Annotated in this window: 16 protein-coding genes; 9 read left to right on the top strand and 7 right to left on the bottom strand. The window is 66.3% G+C overall.

The genetic code is table 11. The features are described 5' to 3' along the window. Positions 1-180: 180 nt before the first annotated feature. Together ACFQRC_RS12100 and ACFQRC_RS12095 are read left to right on the top strand one after the other, a co-directional pair. Positions 181-1,425 carry an HlyD family secretion protein gene (locus tag ACFQRC_RS12100; protein WP_379961559.1) on the top strand — a complete coding sequence of 415 codons (1,245 nt, stop codon included), beginning with the start codon at positions 181-183 and terminating at the stop codon, positions 1,423-1,425. Further along, a complete protein-coding gene (locus ACFQRC_RS12095; protein WP_379961557.1) occupies positions 1,422-3,548 on the top strand; it encodes a peptidase domain-containing ABC transporter in 2,127 nt (708 codons plus the stop codon). Before ACFQRC_RS12100 ends, ACFQRC_RS12095 begins: the two co-directional genes overlap by 4 nt. 73 nt (positions 3,549-3,621) lie before the next feature. On the opposite strand, the gene ACFQRC_RS12090 is transcribed toward ACFQRC_RS12095, so the two are convergent. Together ACFQRC_RS12090 and ACFQRC_RS12085 are read right to left on the bottom strand one after the other, a co-directional pair. Next, positions 3,622-3,834 carry a hypothetical protein gene (locus ACFQRC_RS12090; RefSeq protein WP_379961555.1) on the bottom strand — a complete coding sequence of 71 codons (213 nt, stop codon included), beginning with the start codon at positions 3,832-3,834 and terminating at the stop codon, positions 3,622-3,624. 157 nt (positions 3,835-3,991) lie between these two features. Next, complete coding sequence (locus ACFQRC_RS12085; RefSeq protein WP_379961553.1) at positions 3,992-6,442, bottom strand: DUF305 domain-containing protein; 2,451 nt, start codon at positions 6,440-6,442, stop codon at positions 3,992-3,994. A 155-nt stretch (positions 6,443-6,597) separates the two neighbouring features. Here ACFQRC_RS12085 and ACFQRC_RS12080 point away from each other — a divergent pair, with 155 nt between their 5' ends. Both ACFQRC_RS12080 and ACFQRC_RS12075 read left to right on the top strand, forming a co-directional pair. After that, positions 6,598-7,131 (top strand): DUF7010 family protein, encoded by a 534-nt coding sequence (locus ACFQRC_RS12080; RefSeq protein ID WP_379961551.1) that lies wholly within the window; start codon positions 6,598-6,600, stop codon positions 7,129-7,131. A gap of 48 nt (positions 7,132-7,179) precedes the next feature. After that, complete coding sequence (locus ACFQRC_RS12075; RefSeq protein ID WP_379961549.1) at positions 7,180-7,596, top strand: hypothetical protein; 417 nt, start codon at positions 7,180-7,182, stop codon at positions 7,594-7,596. A gap of 311 nt (positions 7,597-7,907) precedes the next feature. On the opposite strand, the gene ACFQRC_RS12070 is transcribed toward ACFQRC_RS12075, so the two are convergent. Together ACFQRC_RS12070 and ACFQRC_RS12065 are read right to left on the bottom strand one after the other, a co-directional pair. Further along, positions 7,908-8,306 carry an EVE domain-containing protein gene (locus ACFQRC_RS12070; RefSeq protein ID WP_379961547.1) on the bottom strand — a complete coding sequence of 133 codons (399 nt, stop codon included), beginning with the start codon at positions 8,304-8,306 and terminating at the stop codon, positions 7,908-7,910. 115 nt (positions 8,307-8,421) lie between these two features. Next, entirely contained in the window at positions 8,422-9,030 is a 609-nt protein-coding gene (locus tag ACFQRC_RS12065; protein WP_379961545.1) for a cytochrome b, read from the bottom strand. Positions 9,031-9,138: 108 nt separating this feature from the next. On the opposite strand from ACFQRC_RS12065, the gene ACFQRC_RS12060 reads away from it, so the two are divergent. The 4 genes from ACFQRC_RS12060 (at position 9,139) to ACFQRC_RS12045 (ending at position 12,636) form a co-directional block, all read left to right on the top strand. Further along, complete coding sequence (locus ACFQRC_RS12060) at positions 9,139-9,591, top strand: hypothetical protein (RefSeq protein WP_379961543.1); 453 nt, start codon at positions 9,139-9,141, stop codon at positions 9,589-9,591. A gap of 241 nt (positions 9,592-9,832) precedes the next feature. Next, positions 9,833-10,540 carry a cell wall hydrolase gene (locus ACFQRC_RS12055; protein WP_379961541.1) on the top strand — a complete coding sequence of 236 codons (708 nt, stop codon included), beginning with the start codon at positions 9,833-9,835 and terminating at the stop codon, positions 10,538-10,540. Positions 10,541-10,608: 68 nt separating this feature from the next. Next, the gene (locus ACFQRC_RS12050; protein ID WP_379961539.1) at positions 10,609-10,986 is read left to right on the top strand and encodes a hypothetical protein; all 378 of its coding nucleotides are present in this window, start codon (positions 10,609-10,611) and stop codon (positions 10,984-10,986) included. Between the two features lie 195 nt (positions 10,987-11,181). After that, on the top strand, positions 11,182-12,636 hold the full coding sequence (locus ACFQRC_RS12045) for a calcium-binding protein (RefSeq protein WP_379961537.1): 1,455 nt from the start codon (positions 11,182-11,184) through the stop codon (positions 12,634-12,636). On the opposite strand, the gene ACFQRC_RS12040 is transcribed toward ACFQRC_RS12045, so the two are convergent. Continuing rightward, complete coding sequence (locus tag ACFQRC_RS12040) at positions 12,605-13,213, bottom strand: alpha-ketoglutarate-dependent dioxygenase AlkB (protein ID WP_379961535.1); 609 nt, start codon at positions 13,211-13,213, stop codon at positions 12,605-12,607. The genes ACFQRC_RS12045 and ACFQRC_RS12040 overlap by 32 nt on opposite strands. Before the next feature lie 87 nt (positions 13,214-13,300). Between ACFQRC_RS12040 and ACFQRC_RS12035 the strand changes: the two genes are divergently transcribed. Next, positions 13,301-13,627 carry an ArsR/SmtB family transcription factor gene (locus ACFQRC_RS12035; RefSeq protein WP_379961533.1) on the top strand — a complete coding sequence of 109 codons (327 nt, stop codon included), beginning with the start codon at positions 13,301-13,303 and terminating at the stop codon, positions 13,625-13,627. Here the strand turns inward: ACFQRC_RS12035 and ACFQRC_RS12030 are convergent. Both ACFQRC_RS12030 and ACFQRC_RS12025 read right to left on the bottom strand, forming a co-directional pair. Then, on the bottom strand, positions 13,618-15,123 hold the full coding sequence (locus tag ACFQRC_RS12030) for a calcium-binding protein (RefSeq protein WP_379961531.1): 1,506 nt from the start codon (positions 15,121-15,123) through the stop codon (positions 13,618-13,620). The genes ACFQRC_RS12035 and ACFQRC_RS12030 overlap by 10 nt on opposite strands. Before the next feature lie 161 nt (positions 15,124-15,284). Then, entirely contained in the window at positions 15,285-17,345 is a 2,061-nt protein-coding gene (locus tag ACFQRC_RS12025; protein ID WP_379961529.1) for a 3-hydroxyacyl-CoA dehydrogenase NAD-binding domain-containing protein, read from the bottom strand. Positions 17,346-17,410: the final 65 nt, after the last annotated feature.

Genomic DNA, 17,410 nt, shown 5'->3' with positions numbered 1-17,410 from the left:
CGTCATCCGTTCGCGCCGTCGACAGGGAGCTTGTCGAAGCGGCCCGGACCTTAGCCGCCGAGGGTTAAGGATGAGGAAAGCCCGCCGGCCGGCGCATCGTGGTTCGCGCGCCCTTAACTCTGCTTTGAGACTTCGCCGCTAGCATCGGCCGGCAAAATCGCAGGGACGACGGCATCATCCATGGCCACCAGGCTTTTCCGGCAAGAAGTGATCGAGGCGAAGCGGGAGCGCCTGACGGGAGCGGTGGTCGCGGCCGTGCCCCCGGGCTCGCGCCTGTACACGATCCTGCTCGGCGCGGTGGTCGCGGCGATGGTCCTGCTGCTGGTCGTCGGGCAATATTCGAGCCGGGTGCAGGTTCGGGGCAACGTCGCTTATGCCGGCGCGATCGGCCGGGTTTTCGCGCCGGCGAGCGCCGAAGTGCGCGCGGTCCATGTGGCCGAAGGCGCGTTCGTGGAAAAGGGCGCTCCCCTCGTCACCCTCTCCATGACGCAGGGGCGTGACAGCAGCGGCGAAGGGGTCGCGGGGCGGCTGGCCGAACTGAGCCGGCAGGATATGGAACTGGCCCGTCAGCAGGCGCTCGCGGCCGATCTGGGATCGGCGGAGACCAGCGCGTTGCGCCAGCAGAAATCGAGCCTCGCCGCCACCGTCGCGTCGCTCCAGCGTCAGCGGGAGCTTACCGCGAGCCAGATCGCGCTGGCCCAGTCGGACAGCCGGCGGACAATTCGCCTCGCCGAGGAGGGCGCGGGAACGCAGCGGCAGGTCGAGGAGAGCCGCGCCGCCTTGCTGTCGCGCCGCCTCGCGCTCGAGGAAATCGACGAACGGATCATCAGCGAGCGCGAAACGCTGCGCGCGGTCGATGCTCAGATCGCCGCGCGGCGGATCGGCACCAGCCAGTCGCAATCGGAGATAGCGGCCCGCCGGGCGGCGCTCGCCGAGCAGACGGCGACCTTGTCGCGGCTCGACCGGCTCGTGCTGACCGCTCCGGTGTCGGGAATCGTCGGCGAGATCGTCGCGCGGCCGGGCCTGCGCGCGCAGCCGGATACCCCGCTTGCGACGGTCGTGCCGCGAGACAGCAGCCTCGAAATCCAGCTCTACGCGCCGTCGCGAGCCGTCGGATTCGTCAAGCCGGGGCAGGAGGTCCGCCTCTATTTCGACGCCTTCCCCTATCAGAAATATGGCGCCGGGCGCGGCGCGGTCGTTGATGTGTCGCGCGTGCCGATCGATCCGTCGGCGCTAGCTCCCGGCCTCGGCATCACCGAACCGGTCTTTCGCGTCCGGGTGGCGATCGATCCGACCGTAGTCGAACAGGCGTTCGCGGGACGATCGCTCCGGGCGGGCATGACCCTGTCGGCCAATCTGATGCTGGAGCGGCGGTCGCTGTGGGAAGTGTTCCTCGATCCCATTCTGCGCGGCATCCGGCGATGAGCTTCGAATGGCCGTGGGCCGGCGGAATGCCGGTGATGATGCAGTCGGAAGCGGCCGAATGCGGCCTAGCGTGCCTCGCGATGATCGCGAGCCATCATGGCCATGACGTCAACATAGGCGGGCTGCGCCGGCGCTTCCCGTCTTCGATGAAGGGCGCGACGATCGCCGACCTCATCAACGTCGCGGCCGATCTCGACCTCTCGCCGCGCGGGGTGCGGCTGGAGCTGGACGAGCTGGCGCAGCTCCAATTGCCAGCCGTGCTTCACTGGGACCTCAACCATTTCGTCGTGCTCGAAAAGCTTCGGGGCGGCGAGGCGACCATCCTCGATCCGGCGATGGGACGACGCCGCCTCGGCCTCGACAAGCTGAGCCGGCACTTCACCGGTGTCGCGCTAGAGCTGACGCCGAGCGCGGACTTCAAGCCGGTCAAGGCGCGCGTCGCCACCCGTCTCAGCGATCTGTGGAGCCGGCTCGCCAATTATCGCGGCGCGACCGTTCAGCTGCTCTGCCTGTCCCTGCTGCTCCAGCTCACCGTCCTCGCCATCCCGTTCTTCCTGCAGCTGACGATCGACGAGGCGATCGGCCAGAGCGATGCGAGCCTGCTCGCGCTGCTGGCGGTGGGGTTCGGTGTCGTCTACGTGATCAACGGCCTGCTCCAGGGGCTTCGGTCCTGGGTCGTCCTGACCCTAGGCCAGTCGATCTCGTTCCAGCTCGGCGGCAATGTCTTCCGCCACCTCGTCCGCCTGCCGATGAGCTATTTCGAGAGCCGCCATGTCGGCGACCTGATGTCGCGGATCCGATCGATCCAGCCCATCCAGGTGCTGCTCACGACCGGGCTCGTCAACGCCGTCATCGACGCCGCTCTGGCGATCACGACTCTGGTCGTGATGGCGTTGCTCAGCGTCGAGCTGATGCTGTTCGTGCTCGGCACCACTTTCGTCTACATGCTGTTCCGGCTGGCCGTCTATCCGACGCTTCGCCGCCATACCGAAGAGGAGATCGTGTGCCGGGCCAATGAGGAGACCTTCCTCATGGAGAGCATCCGCGCGATCCGGTCGATCAAGCTCCACGTCCACGAGGCGATGCGCGAAAATGGCTGGCGCAACCGCTATGCTGCGGTTGTCTCGGCCGATTATCGCGAGCAGCGCTTCAGGATCGGGACGCAGCTCGTTGAAGATCTGCTGTTCGGCCTTCAACTGCTCATCACCGTCTATATCGCCGCCGGCGCGGTCATCGGCAACGACATGACGGTCGGCATGCTGGTCGCCTTCCTCGCCTACCGCGCCAGCTTCATTGCCAGTGCCACGTCCTTGTTCGATCATGGCGAGAATTACCGCTTGCTGTCGGTGCATCTGGAGCGGCTTTCCGACATCGTCGCCCATCCCCGGGAGCGGATCGCCGCGGCGACGCCCAGGCCCGGCCCCCAAACGGCGCCCTCGATCCGCGCGGAGGGGCTCACTTTCTCTTATTCGCCGTCTGAGCCGCCGATCCTGCGCGACATGAATTTCGAGATACCAGGCGGCAGCTTCGCCGCCATCGTTGGCGCGTCGGGGGTGGGCAAGACGACCTTGATGCGAATCCTGCTCGGCCTGCTCGAGCCGACTTCGGGCAAGCTGCTGATCGACGGAATGCCGCTGACGCCGGCGTCGACCGCCGCCTGGCGCGCGCGGATCGGCGCCGTACTCCAGGACGATCACCTCCTGACGGGCACGCTGGCGGACAACATTTCCTTCTTCGACGACCGTCCCAACGACAAAAGGATCGAGACGGCGGCGCGCCTCGCCTCCATCCACGACACCATCCTCGCGATGCCGATGGATTATCAGAGCCTCATCGGCGACATGGGGGCGGCGCTCTCGTCGGGCCAGCGGCAGCGGGTGATGCTCGCGCGCGCTCTGTATCGGGATCCCGATGCCTTGTTCCTCGACGAAGGAACCGCAAACCTGGACGAAGAGAATGAGCGCGCGGTCGGCGCGATGATCTCGCAGCTTCCGATCACCCGGATCGTCATCGCCCACCGGCCGCTGCTCGTCGAGCGCGCGCATCTCGTGTTCGAGCTGAAGGACGGGGCGCTGTCGCCGGCCGCCCGGAGCCGACGCGTCGGGATCGACGCGCGCCGGTGAGGCCGGGGACCGCGAACATGAAAAAGGGGCGGTAAACACCGCCCCTTTCCAATCGCTCGTGGCGACGTGGCGCTTAGCGGGGACCGCGGTGGTCGCCGACGCTGCCTTCCTTGCCGCCACCGGTCTTGCCCGAGTTGCCGGGCGCGGCGGTGTTCGCGTCGGCGCCGTTGCCGAAGCCGTTATTGCCCTTCTTGCCCTTGCCCTTGGTCGGCGGGCAGCTGGGCGGGCAGGGCGAGCAACCGGCGCCGCTCACATATTGCAGTTCGTCGTTGTAAAGGTCGCGCATCGAATGTCTCCTCGTAGGCGCACTGGAGAGTGCCACGCCATGAGTGCCAGACGGCTTGAGTGATGCAAGCGCCAAGAATCGGGCGTCTCTTGCCGGGACAATGACGCTGAAAAGATTATCGAAGAACTGGCAATCCTCTTGACGGGCACTCCCCTCGTCAGCGGAGCTTTCCGGCTATTCCAGTCAGGGTTTCCCGAAGCGCCGATTTCCTGTCTTCCATCCCTGCCTCGCCCGAATCTCCCAGCCTTGCCGCCAGCGATTCCACATTCTCCGCCAGCGCGGGGTCGTCCTGGCCGGCGTCGATGCGCGATCGCGCCCGGTCCAGCGCGGCGGTGAGGTCCGCGATCATCGCCGGCGGCAGCTTCTGCCCGCGCCGGAGCTGGTCGACATAAGCGAGCGCCACCAGGGGATGGTCGGGCCAGGTCACCGGAAACTGCTGCTGGGGATTGAACACCCCGCCTTGGTCGGCGAGCGCCGCCGCCGCGATCTCGTTCGCGGTCAGATACTGGCTCGGCTTCAGCGCCAGCACGTCGAGGCCGCGGGCGATCTCGGTGCCATAGATCTTGCCGTCATACCAGTAGGTCGACCAATAACCGCCGAGCACCAGATGCTCCTTATCGACCGGGCCGCGATCGAAATAGGCGATCTCGACCGGGTTGGCGGAGTCGGTGAAATCGATCACCGACAGCCCGCCCTGATACCAGGCCTGGGCGAAGATATCGCGGCCCGGAACCGGGATGATCGAGCCGTTATGGGCGACGCAATTCTCCTCGTCCCCCTGCGCGGCGGGCAGCTTGTAATGGCCGCGATAGACGAGCTCGCCGCCCTCGATGTCGTAGATCGCGTTGGCGCCCCAGTTCCTGGGGTCCTGCACGCGGCAGCGCGGCCGCGAGCCGCCGCCCCATTCGTCGGTGAACAGCACCTTGGTGCCGTCATTGTTGAACGTTGCCGAATGCCAGTAGGCGAAGCCTTCGTCGACCACGGCGTCGATCCGCTTGGGCTTGCGGGGATCGGAGATGTCGAAGATGATCCCGTTGCCCGAGCAGGCGCCGGCGGCGAGATCGCGGGTCGGAAAGACGGTGATATCATGGCACTGGTCGGTGCGGCTCGTGTCCTGCGTGTCCTCGCCATGGTCTCCGCCCAGCCACAGGCCGGCGAGGCGCCCGGTTTCCTCGTCGGCGAACACGGCGGGGCTGTCGATGATCCGCGATTTCGACGGATCGCCCAGCGGAATCTCGATGACGTCGATGCGGAACAAGGCGGTGCGCTCGTCGCCCGGCACGTCGCCGACGCAGCCCGCCAGCTCTTCCTCGTCGCGAACCGATGAGGTGCCCGAAACATAGACGATGATCGCGTCCCTGGCGTTCGGATCGGACACCACCGAATGGGTATGCGATCCCCGGCAGGTCTGGACCTGGCCGACCTGGGTCGGCCGCGCCGGGTCGCCGATATCGAAGATGCGCAGGCCCCGGAAACGCTCCGGGCTCACATCCTTGGCGACCCCCTGGAGGCCGCAATCGACCCGGCCGCGCGTCTGCTCGACCGACATGATGAGGATGTCGCCGACGATCGAGACGTCCCCCTGTCCACCCGGGCAGACGACCGAGCTGACCAGGCTCGGCACGCCCTCGGCGCCCAATCGGTAAAGGTTGAAGCCGTGATAATTGCCGACGGCGAGCAGGTCGCCGGAAAAGGCCATGTCGGTATTGGCGAAGTTCAGCAGCGGGGAGCGTTCGCCGAACTCGGCGTCGCTTTCCGCTTCGTCGGCTTTCGGCTTTTCCCCCTCCTTCTTGGCCTCGGCCTCGTCGGCGGGTTTGGGCGGCGGCAGCCCGGCCGGGTTGGCGCGATCGAAGAAGCCCGCCGGTTTCGCGAGCGAGGCGACGAGCGTGAGGTTGCTGATCGCCTGCCCGGCATTGCCGAGCCCGGCCGCCAAGTTGGAACGTGGATCGCTGGAAAGCTCGACCAGCAAAGCGCTCATGCGGTCGATCTCGGCCTGCTGTTCGTTGGTCACCTCGCTGGTGAATTCGAACAGGATGGGGTCATAGGCCGAACCTGGCTGCTCCAGCAGCTTCTCGACCATTTTCACCGCGCCCTCGTGATGGGCGATCATCCGTTCGAGGAAGAGCCGGTCGAAGGCGGGCCCGTTCGCCGCGGCGAGCGCGGCCATCTGCTCGGGCGTGGCCATGCCCATCATGGTGCCGGCCTGGTGGGTGGCGTGAGCGGCGGCGGGCTCGGGCGCGGGCTTGCCCCGTTCGCCCAGCCACCCGCGCATGAACGCGATCTCGTCCGCCTGCGAGGCCGCGATCCGCCCCGCCACGTCGATCAGCGCCTGCCGGTTGGTCCGGTCCTTGACCAGAGCCGCCATCAGGACGGCCTGATGATGATGCGCGATCATGTCCTGCATGAACCGAACGTCGTCCGGCGAGAAGCGCGTGTCGGCGATCCGGACCGCCTGCTCCGGGCTGAGCGTCCTCGACGCCTCGCCGGGCGCGCCGGGCTGAACGATCGGTACCTCCTGAGCCACGCCGGCGCCGGCCGCCGCGACGAGGCCGGCCAGGAGGGAGCAACGCCCGAGGAATCCACGGGTCAGTCCGGATTTGAAGATCAACTTTTCGCTCCCCTTACGCCAGCACCGGCAAGGCGGTAGCATGGCCGGCCGCGAATATTAAGGACGGAAAAGGCGGGTGAACCAAGACGGCTGCGGCGGGGTTTCCGGCGTGCATCGGACATTGACACGATTGCGCCTCACCGTAGCGTGCCGAAATGACCTCCCTCGCAGAGCTGCGCGAACGCTTCCTCGCGACGAGCACGATCTCGATGCCGCTTGCGGGCCTGATTGTCTGGTCGGTACTGGGGATGGCAGCCCTGTTCGTGCCGAAGGCGCTGGTCGGTTGGATGGCGGTCTACGTCATGGCGGCAATCCTGCCCCTCGCCTTCGCGATCGAGAAGTTGCGCGGCCGCAATCCGTTCGTGAAGGACGACAATCCTGTCTCCAAGCTGTTCTTCCAGTCGATCATCGGCATCGGACTGATGTTTCCGCTGGTGATCGGCGCCGCCGACGCCGCCGGCAATCCCGACATACTGGTGCTCGGTGTCGCGATTCTCGCGGGTATCGTCTGGATACCATATGGCTGGGGAGCCAACGATCCAGTGGGTCTGCGCCACGCGATCTTGCGGGCGGTCGGCTGCTATCTCGCTTATTGGCTCTCGCCCGATGATCTGAGGGCGACATGCATCTGCGCGGTGGTCGCGCTGTCTTACGTTTATTCACTGGTGGCAATGCGGAAACCGGCATGACGGCGGACGCAACTTGAACGACGGCCATCGGCCGCGCAGGAACCGATTGTGAAGCGTGGCAGCATGATCGTGAGAGCTATTTGGGCTGCCTGCCTCCTGATCGGTGGGATCAACCACGCCCGCATCTTGCTCCAGCACGGGCTCTTGTGGGATTATAACGGAGTGGGTTGGGCGAGCGCCGTTTATTGGTCCAGCTTGACGATCCTCGATCCGCTTGTCGCGGCTCTTCTGTTCATTCGCCCAAAGCTTGGAATTCCGGGCACGGTCCTCCTCATCGTCACGAACGTCATCCATAACCTCGCCGTGACGGCACGATACGTTCCCGAAGGCGAATTCCTTATCCACACCGCCACCAGTCCTTTCCTCCTCGGTCAGATCGGATTCATGCTGTTCGTTGCGGCCACTGCGCCGACAGCCTGGAAGGGTGCCGTGCCTGGCGCAGGCCAGTCCGTCCCGACGCGGTGAGTTGGGAATGGGCCGAATAATATGATGCTGCGGCGCTGGCGGCGAAGGCACTTCGAGACGGGTCCCTTCGACGCCGCCTGCGGCGTCGCTCAGGACATGCTTCGCCAGGCTCAGCCCCTCCTCAGGATGAGGGGGAGGCGGGCGCGTAACGCAGACCAAGCGGCCTGATTCTGATCGTCATTCCAGCGGAAGCTGGAATCTCATTCTTCTTCGTCTTCGCGTCCTTGCGTGCAAAAAAAGGAAGTCTGTCTCACGCAAAGACGCAAAGAGAAGCTTGAAGGGAGATTCCAGCTTGCGCTGGACGGACGGGGTTATGATCCGGCCATCTCCAGAATCCGCGCCCACTCATCGTCTCGCACGGGGCTGACGGAGAGGCGGGATTGGCGGATGAGTTCCATCTTCGCGAGGGCGGGCGCGGCCTTGATGGCCTTCAGCGTGACCGCGGCGAGGGGCCGCACCGGCTCGACGGGGACCTTCACCCACGCCCCGTCCTCGCCGTCGGGCTTGCCCTCTCCTGTCACGCGCATGATGCCGACGACGGCGCGTTCGGCGCCGCTATGGTAGAAGAAGGCCTCGTCGCCTTGTCTCATCGCGCGGAGGTGGAGGCGGGCGGCGTTGTTGCGCACCCCGTCCCAGTCGGTCGCGCGGTCGCGGACGAGGTCGTCCCAGCTGTACGTGCCGGGTTCCGATTTCATCAGCCAATAGGCCATGGGTTTCCCCTGATTGCTTCTGCCTTCCGTCATTGCGAGGAGCGAAGCGACGAAGCAATCCAGTTTGGCACAGAGGTCGGTCTGGATTGCTTCGCTCCGCTCGCAATGACGAGCGCTAGTCGACCGGCGCCGTCGGCGTGCCGTCGCGTTCCCGGAAGGGGGGCATCCGGCCTTCGGCTCGGCTTCGGTCGAAGAATTGGTGCTTGAGCGCGGCGGCGACGTGGAGGACCACCAGCGCCAAGGTGATCTTGACCAGCCATTCGTGAATCCCGCCCGAGGCGTCGCCCATTCCTTCGGACAGGCCGGGGATGAGCGGCAGCCGCAATCCTCCGACCAGGCCCGTCGTCGCCTCGTCGGAGCCACCCGATACGGCGGCAAGGCCGGTCAGCGGCAGCGCGATCAGCAGGAAATAGAAAGCGCGGTGGTTCCAGACGGCGGCGATCCGCTCCCATCGGGGCAGCTCGACCGGGAAGGGCGGCGGCTTGTGCATCAGCCGCCAGGCGAGCCGGACCAAAGCCAAGACCAGGATCGTGGCGCCGATCGTCTTGTGCCATTCGAACCATTCGCCGCGCGCCGGGCCGCGCTCCATATTGTGGAAGGTGAAGCCGACATAGACCTGGGTCAGCACCAGTGCCGCCGTCAGCCAGTGGATGAAGGCGGCGACATTGTTGTAGCGCAGGATCGTGTCGGGCTGCGGAACGGCTTCGGGGACGGTCGCGGTCACAAAAGATCCTTTCCGTATCGGCATCGTATCGATGCAACATCCGTCGCAAGAAGCTGTTCCGCAAGCCCCGCTCTGGATTTCAGCGGCGGGGCGGGCCAATAGGGTCCGATGCGACGCGCCCTCCTCATGTCCCTCGCTCTGCTCGCCGGTTGCGGCGAGGCGGTTGAGGACGATCATTTCGCCGAGCCGATCGACGAGGAGCGGCCGGCGCCGACGCCGGTCGATACCGAGGCGGTGCCGGTGCGGATCGGCGAGCTGGGGCCGAGCTTCGCCGCCTGCAACGCCGCCGGCACGACCCGGAATCTGGGCGACGGCGGACTTGGCGTCAGGGCCGCGCCATTCGATACCGCCGCCGAAAGGGGCGAGATCGCCGCCGGAAGCCGCTTCTTCGTCTGCGCCCGCTCGCACGACCAGCGCTGGATGGGGGTGGTGTTCCACGACAGCGGCGCGCTCGATCTGGGCTGCGGCGTCTCGGCGCCGGTCACCGCGCGCCGCGCTTATGACGGCCCATGCCGCTCGGGCTGGGTGTCGAGCGCCTTCGTCAAGCTCGTCGCGGGCTGAGCAAAAGCCGGTCTAATCAATTAGTTCCGTCGGACCATCGCGGCATGGGTTCGGTTCGCCGATAAAACAGGCTCCGGCGATTGCGTATCGGGCGCCGGCCCGCCAGATGAGGCTCAGCACTTCACGAAAGAGCGGGGGCCGCCGGTAAGACCCAATAGGGCGCGCGGCCATGCAAGACGGGGGGCGATCGGGATGCGTTCTGCATCCGGGGGATCAGCCGACCGCACAGACTAGAGACCAGATGATCGACATGCTTCGTGCCGGCGGCTTCGCCGCGGCCGCTGTCGCCCTTGTGGCGGCCACCACGTTCGCCGACCCTTCGCAGGCTTCCAAGATAGATATGGCTCCCGCGGTAGATGCCCTCACCGAGCATGCCGCGGCCACAATCGATGCCGACGGCCTCGCCGCCGGCAACGTCAACGACCGCGCCGAGGTCGGCCGGAACGGCGCGGATTCCTCCACGCCGGCCGACCTCGCCACCGTCGCCGGCCGCATGGTCGAGCTGGCCGGCGCCGCGGTGCCGCGCCCGCGCACACTCGCCGAACTGGTGGCGGCTTATGGCGATGCCGACATCGAGGATGCCGAGCAGGAATGCCTCGCCGGCGCCGTCTATTTCGAGGCGCGCAGCGAGCCGGTCGACGGCCAGCTCGCGGTCGCCGAGGTCGTCCTCAACCGCGCGGGCTCGGGCCAATATCCGACGACGATCTGCGAAGTGGTGACCCAGCCCTGGCAATTCTCCTTCGTCAACGCGACCGGGCGGATCCCCGAGGCGGATCGCGGCTCCCAAGCCTGGCGCAAGGCGGTCGCGATCTCGCGGATCGCGCTCGACGAGGCCGCGGACAGGGTGCCCGCCGATGTGCTGTGGTATCACGCCGACTATGTGTCGCCCTCATGGGGCCGGCGCCTTAACGAATTCGACAAGATCGGCGTCCATATCTTCTACAGCTGATCCGCGGGCCGGGCACTCGTTAAATCGATCTTTACGCGACCTGTGCTCTGCACGACGCGGGAGGTTTCGTGCTATCTTTGCTGAAGATTTTCCGCGGCGACGGATCGGCGGCGGAGGCTGGGAACCCCCGCCCGGCGAGACCTGCCGAGGATCGCCGGCTCGACATCCGCCACGATTTCACCGGCCGTTCGGTACGGCTGTTCGTCGGCATCGTCCCCTTCGGCATCCACATGAAGACCCTGTCGTGCAAAGGCGCTTCGGGCCTGACCGACGCGCCGGTGGTGAAGGGCCAGATCGTCGGCCTGGAACTCGACGCCGACCAATATGCCACGGCTCGCATCTGCTGGATCAGGCGGAGTCTCGTCGGGCTCGCCTTTTTCGAGCCGCTCGATTTCAGTTGGCTCAGCGCCCTCCACGCTCGGCACCAGCGCGGACGCTCTCTCTAGCGGCCCGCCGCTGCGCCATCGCGGGACGCCGACCGCGCCCGCGATTTTCCGGGCTGTCGCCGGCCAATTCCATGGTAAGAAACAGCTAATTCGAGTCGTGGGGTTCAACCGATCGAAGGAGTGGACGTGGGGCGCCTTAGAGTGCCCGGTGTGGTTGCGTATGCGTGACACAATCTCAAGCATGGGAGATGTCCGGTGGCCGATCCAACCGAAGGCAATGATGTCATCAATGGCACGTCTGGCGACGACGATCTGAAGGGACTGGGCGGAGACGACAGGATCAACGGCCGCGCCGGCGCCGACAGGATGGAGGGCGGCCTCGGCAACGACACTTATTATGTCGACAATGTCGGCGACCGGGTGATCGAAAGGCTCAACCAAGGTCGGGATCTCGTCCGCAGCACCATCGACCACACGCTCGCGGCCAATGTCGAGGACCTCATATTGTCGGGCGCCGCGGTGCGCGGCACCGGCAATTCGCTCGCCAACGCCATCACCGGCCATGCCGGCGCCAATCGGCTGGACGGCCGCGGCGGCGCCGACACGATGAAGGGTGGCCTCGGCAACGACATTTATTATATCGACGACGTCGGGGACCGGGCGATCGAAACGAGCGGGGGCGGCAACGACCGGGTTTATAGCCGGATCGACTATACGCTCCGTTCCAATCTCGAGAATCTGACCCTGCAGGGGACCGCGAACCTGCGAGGGACCGGCAACGAGCTTGCCAATGCGATCACCGGCAATGCGGGCGCCAACCGGCTGGACGGACGCGGCGGTGCCGATACGATGCGTGGCGGCAACGGCAACGATTTCTATTATGTCGACGACGCCGGCGACAAGGCGATCGAAACGAGCGCCGGCGGCGGGGTCGATCGCGTCTACAGCCAGATCAGCTTCACGCTCGGCAACCATGTCGAGCAATTGGTGCTGACGGGCGCGGGCGCGATCAACGGCATCGGCAACGACCTGAACAACAAGATCACCGGCAACGGCGCCGCCAACATCATCGATGGCGGCACCGGCGCCGACACGATGATCGGCGGCCTCGGCAACGACATTTATGGGGTCGACGATGCGGGCGACATCGTCACCGAAGCGTCGGGTGGCGGTACGCGCGACGCCATCGCCACGATCCTGTCGACCTATACCTTGCCGAATCAGGTCGAAATCCTGCAATATGGCGGCAGCGGCGACTTTCACGGCATCGGCAACAATCTCATCAACGTCGTCGCCGGAGGCGAGGGCGACGATATATTGGAAGGCGGCGGCGGCGGCGACGTGCTGTTCGGCGGCGGCGGCACCGACCTCCTCATCGGCGGCGCCGGGGGCGATCATTATTATTTCGCGACGCCGCTCGGCAGCCCGATCGACGAGGTCCAGGATTTCGACGTGGCGAACGACGAATTCTACCTCGATCGCAGGATATTCACCCAGTTCGCCACCGATGGGACGATCACCGAAGCGCAATTCCATTCCGGCGCCGCCGCCCACGACGCGGACGACCGCATCGTCTACGATCCGACCACCGGGATCGTCTATTACGACGCGGACGGAAATGGCGGCGGCGCCGCGATCGGTTTCGCCAGCGTGACTCCCGGACTGGAGCTCAGCCACCTCAATTTCGAGGCTTTGATCCCGGTCCTGTAGCCGGCGCCGGGCCGCGAAGGCTGCGGAAGGTGATCGAGTAACGCAGCCGGTCCATCGGGGCGATGCTATGCTCCCACTCGCTTCGCGCCGGGCCGCGCAGGAGGTAGGCGGAGCTAGGCTCGGCCATCAGGGAGGCGCGCTCCCAGCCGGAGCCGCGCTTGCGGCGGAAGCGCAGCCGCGCCGGCGCGATCAGCGATATGCCGACGACGTCGCCGAATTCCGGCCGGTCGCGATGCCAGCCGATGCCGGCGCCGATATCATATTCGATGACGAGCACATGGCGCAGCGCTTCGGCGGCAAGGCCGGCGAAATGAGCGGCGCGGTCGCGGATCGGAAGGAGGAAGGCGGGGATGGGTTCGGCCTCGCCCAGCCCGCCGCCGTCAAAGGCATAATGGAGCCCGAACGAGGCCGTGCGCCTTTTGCCGAGAAAGCCCTGGAATTCGAACGGCGTCACGGGGACGGCGGACAGTTGCTCCGCCAAGGCGGCTTCCTCGTCGCGGGTGAGGAAGTCCGGTTGGTAGCCGAGTCCCTCCGGCAAGCCGGAGCGGGCGCCAATGAGGTCGGGTTGGGTAGCCATCGGATTGAGAACGGATCGCCGCGCTCGAAGCTCCCGACGCTCAACCATCCGGTTTCCAATCGTGTCTTAGCGGTCTAGGCTTGATCCGTGACCGCTTCCAGCTCCGCCTCGCTCGACGCCGTATTCCACGCGCTCGCCGATCCGACCCGGCGCGTGATGTTGCGCAGCCTGGCGCTGGACGAGCGCAGCATCGGCGAGCTCGCCGCCCCTTTCGCCATGTCCTTCGCGGCCGCCTCCAAGCATGTCCGCGTGCTGGAAGCCGCCGGGTTGCTCGTCCGCCGAAGGGAGGGCCGTTCGCATATCTGCAGGATCGATCCGGCCGCGCTCAAGGCGGCGCACCAGTGGCTCGCCTTTTACGAAGGCTTCTGGGACGGGCGGCTGGCGGTACCGGGGGACGACACGGATCAGGTATAAGCCACGAAATCCAGGTGGCTGAGCATGATTCCCGCGTCGACGGTCGCGAACAGGATGGCGGCGCCGCTGCCGCTGCCGTCCGCGTCGTAGAAAATCTGGCCGGTGGCGATGTCGAAGACGATGCGGTCGTCGGCCGCCTGGGCGGTGGCGCCGGTATGGAACGCGGCCGCGCCCAGCACGCCGTTGGAGGTGATGGCCGCGAAGATGTCGCGATCGAGGTGGATCGTGTCGTCCTGCTCCGCGAAATCGGGAAGCTGGTCGTTGTTGTTGACGGCGTCGAGCGCGGTGTCGAAATAGAAATCGTCGCGCCCGCGCCCGCCGAGCAGCTCGTCCTTCCCGGCCCCACCGTGCAGATCGTCGTCGCCGTCGCGGCCGACAAGCCGGTCGGCGCCGGCAAGTCCCTTGAGGACGTTCGCCGCGACGTTGCCGAGGATGGTGTTGGCGGCGGCGTCGCCGGTGCCGTCGATCGCGGCGCTGCCGGCCAGGGTCAGATTCTCGATTCCGCTGGGGACGACGAAGGTCACGGTGCTGATGACGCGGTCGACGCCACCGGTCTCGGTGATCTGGTCGCCGGCCTGATCGACGACATAGACGTCGTTGCCGGCGCCGCCCGCCATGATGTCGTTGCCGCCGCGCCCGTCGAGGACGTTGTTGCCGGCGGTGCCGGTCAGGCGATTGGCGAGGTCGTTGCCGACGGCCCTGATCGCGGCGCCGGCCAGAGTAACTTCCTCGACATTCGTGGTGAGATTATAATCGACGGAGCTGGTCACGCGATCGAGGCCGCCATTCTCGCCTTCGAGGACGCGGTCGTCGGCATGGTCGACGAGGTAGCGGTCGTCGCCGTCGCGGCCGCCCATGCGGTCGGCGCCGGCGCCGCCGTCGAGCAGATTGTCTCCTTCGTTGCCGAACAGGGAATTCCTGCCGGCATTGCCCTTGGCGTCGATATCGGCGACGCCGTCGAGGCGGATATTCTCGACCTCGGCCGGCAGGGCGTAATTGGTGATGGTGGTGCGGATCGTGTCCGATCCCTGGCTAGCGAGCTCGACGATCTGGTCGTCCGCCCCGGCGCTGCGGACGACATAGATGTCGTCGCCGGCGCCGCCCCTCAATGTGTCGGTTCCGCCGCGGCCGTTGAGGCGGTTGAGCCCAACCGTGCCGGTGATCGTGTTGGCGGCCGCATTGCCGACGCCGAGAACGGCCGTGCCGGCGAGAAGCAGCTCTTCGATCTCGTCGCGCAGGCAATAACCTTCGGCGCTGCTGGTCACGCCGTCCGCGCCGCCACCGGCGGCTTCCCGGGTGACGTCATCCTTGTCGTCGACGACATAATCGTCGTCGCCCGCGCCGCCCGTCATAAGGTCCGCGCCGGCGCCGCCGTCGAGAATGTCGTTGCCCGCCAGTCCGACGAGATCGTCGCTGCCGCCAAGCCCGTTGAGCGTGTCGCCGTCGCCGCCGCCGGTCAGCGTGTCGTCACCCTCGGTCCCGTTCTGCGTCGCCATGATCCAAGCTCTCCCCACACCCTGTCATGCTCGACGGGCCATCGGCCAATCTAGCTGCCTCCGAAGATTTGGGAAATAGCCCGCGAGCACGACATGTGGATTTCAGCAATCCGAAATTCGCGCCCTCCGCTCGCTTGGCCCCGATCTTGCCGGGGGACAGATCAGCGCGTCAGCTTTTCGCCCGCGTCGGCCTTTCGCGTCAGCAGGTCGGAAAGCGCGAAATCCGAACCCAGCCGCTCCTTCTGGCGCTCCAGTCCCGCGACGATCTCCTGGAGCCCCACCGTATCCGCCCAGAACATCGGGCCGCCGCGATAGACGGGCCAGCCATAGCCGTAGACCCACACCACATCCACGTCGGAGGCGCGCTGGGCCATGCCTTCCTCGAGGATTTTCGCGCCTTCGTTGACCATCGTGTAGAGGGTGCGCTCCATGATCTCCTGATCGGAGATGTCGCGCTTCTCGACGCCCGCTTTGGCGCGGAAATCGTCGATGATCTCCTGAACCTTTGGGCTGGGGGAGGGGCGGCGCTTGTCGTCATAATCATAGAAGCCGGCGCCCTTCTTCTGGCCCCAGCGATCGATCGCGCAGAGCGCGTCGCGGATATTCTCGATCCGGGTCGGGTCGCGGTGCCAGCCGATGTCGACGCCGGCGAGGTCGGCCATCTGGAACGGACCCATCGGCATGCCGAATTCGACATGGACCTTGTCGACCTGTTCCGGCGTCGCGCCTTCAAGCAGGAGCTGCATCGCCTGCATCTGGCGCGGGATCAGCATGCGGTTGCCGATGAAGCCGTAGCAGACGCCCGCGACGACCGCGACCTTCCGGATTTTCTTCGCGAGCTGCATCGCCGTGACGAGCACGTCCGGTGCCGTCTTCGCCCCACGCACCACCTCCAGCAGCTTCATGATATTGGCCGGCGAGAAGAAGTGGAGGCCGAGCACATCCTGCGGCCGCGATGTCGAAGCGGCGATCTCGTCTATGTCGAGGTAGGAGGTGTTGGAGGCGAGGATCGCGCCCGGCTTGGCGACCCTGTCAAGCTTGCCGAATATGTCCTTCTTGACGTCCATATTCTCGAACACGGCCTCGATGATGAGGTCGCAGTCTGCGAGGTCTTCGAGGCTCAGCGTCGGCTTCAGGAGGCCCATCGCCTTTTCCACCTGCTCGGCGGTCATGCGGCCCTTGGCGGCGGTGGCTTCGTAATTCTTGCGCATGATGCCGGTTCCGCGGTCGAGCGCCGCTTGCTCCATCTCGACGATGGTGACGGGGATGCCGGCGGAGAGGAAGTTCATCGAGATGCCGCCGCCCATCGTGCCGGCGCCGATCACGCCGGCGCGCCTGATGTCGCGCGGCTTGGTGCCTTCGGGCAGGCCGTCGATCTTGGAGGCCTTGCGCTCGGCGAAGAAAAAATATTGCTGGGCGCGGGCCTGGGTGCCGGTCATCAGCTCCATGAACAGGCGGCGCTCGTCGAGGACGCCCTCGGCATAGGGCTTGGCCACGGCGGCCTCGACCGCCTTGATATTGGCCTCGGGCGCGTCGAAGCCCTTCATCCGCCGCGCATTGGCCTTGCGGAATTCGTCGAACAGGCCGGGATGGGCGCGCGCCTCGGCGAGCTTGTCGTCGCGCTCGCTGGTCTTGGGGATCGGACGGACGGCCTTCACCTCGTCGGCGAAGGCGACCGCATGCTGCTCCAGATCGCCCTCGATCAGCCGGTCGACCAGCCCAAGATCGAAGGCATCCCGGGCGCCGATCGGGTTGCCGCTGGTCGTCATCTCAAGCGCCCTGGAGACGCCCACCGCGCGCGGCAGCCGCTGGGTGCCGCCGGCGCCGGGGAGGATGCCGAGCTTCACTTCCGGAACGCCCAGCTTCGCATCGGGGACGGCCACGCGGTAATGGCAGGCCAGGGCGACCTCGAGCCCGCCGCCAAGGGCGGTGCCGTGGATCGCGGCGACCACCGGCTTGGTGCAATTCTCGATGATGTCGACCACCATCGGCAGCATCGGCATCTGCATCGGCTTGCCGAATTCGGAGATGTCGGCGCCGGCGAAGAAGGTCTGCCCCTCGCAGCGTATGACCACCGCCTTCACCGCCGCGTCGCCATCGGCCTCCTCGATCGCCTTCACAAGTCCCTCGCGCACCGCGTTTCCGAGCGCGTTGACCGGCGGGTTGTTGGAGGTGACGATCAGGATATCGCCGTGGCGCGTGGTGGTGATGGGGCTCATCATGGTCTCCGTATTGGCATAGTATCCGCGATAGGCGCGACCTTACGTGAACGTCAATCGGAGAGGCG

The sequence above is a fragment of the Enterovirga sp. GCM10030262 genome (genome assembly GCF_042666435.1).
Taxonomy (GTDB): domain Bacteria; phylum Pseudomonadota; class Alphaproteobacteria; order Sphingomonadales; family Sphingomonadaceae; genus Allosphingosinicella.
Note: the sequence above shows the minus strand (reverse complement) of the source record. Positions and strands in the feature narration are given on the sequence as shown.